1 protein-coding gene is annotated in these 740 nt (G+C 38.0%); it reads left to right on the top strand.

Features of this window, described 5'->3' with window-relative positions:
- Positions 1-61 precede the first annotated feature (61 nt).
- A complete protein-coding gene (locus WMO65_RS26390; protein ID WP_148393146.1) occupies positions 62-736 on the top strand; it encodes a helix-turn-helix domain-containing protein in 675 nt (224 codons plus the stop codon).
- Positions 737-740: the final 4 nt, after the last annotated feature.

Raw genomic sequence — 740 nt, 5'->3', positions numbered from 1 at the left:
TGATATGATACCTCTTAAGTAGACAATGGAAATAACCAAAAGCTACTTAGGAGGTATTTTTATGTCCAAATCACCACATACAGTAGAATTCCGTGCAAAGGTTTCACAGGAGTACCTTGATGGGAGTTCCTATCCTTTTCTGTCAGAAAAATATAACATTGGGAAAACAACGCTGCAGCAATGGGTAGCCAAATACAGGCTTTATGGAATCGCCGCATTTTTCAAGGTTTCCGGAAACTCCTCTTATTCGTCAGATTTTAAAAAGATGTGCGCAGAGGCTGTCCTGTCAGGACAAGGGAGCGTAGACGATATTGTTGCCAGATATAATATCTCTTCAAGGGCGGTACTCAGAGGCTGGATTATGCGTTATAATGCCAATAGAGAACTTAAGGATTATAATCCTAAAAGGGAGGTCTATATGGCAGAAGCAAGAAGAAAAACAACTATTGAGGAACGCAGAGAAATTGTTGAATACTGTATAAATCACGAACGTAATTACAAAGATACTGCATCCTTGTATGATGTATCTTACAACCAGGTTTATTCTTGGGTAAAGAAATATGATGCTAATGGAAATGATGCATTAATAGATAAACGAGGTCATCATAAAACGGATGATGAGGTTGATGAATTAGAACGCTTGCGGCGTGAAAATCTTAGATTAAAGAGTCAACTGAAAGAAAAGGATATGCTGACAGAACTGTTAAAAAAAGTGAAAGAATTCGAAAGGATGTGAGGCT

Origin of the sequence: Blautia caccae (assembly GCF_040095955.1) — a bacterium.
GTDB classification, from domain to species: Bacteria; Bacillota; Clostridia; order Lachnospirales; family Lachnospiraceae; genus Blautia; species Blautia celeris.
This window is presented reverse-complemented; position numbering and strand designations above follow the sequence as displayed.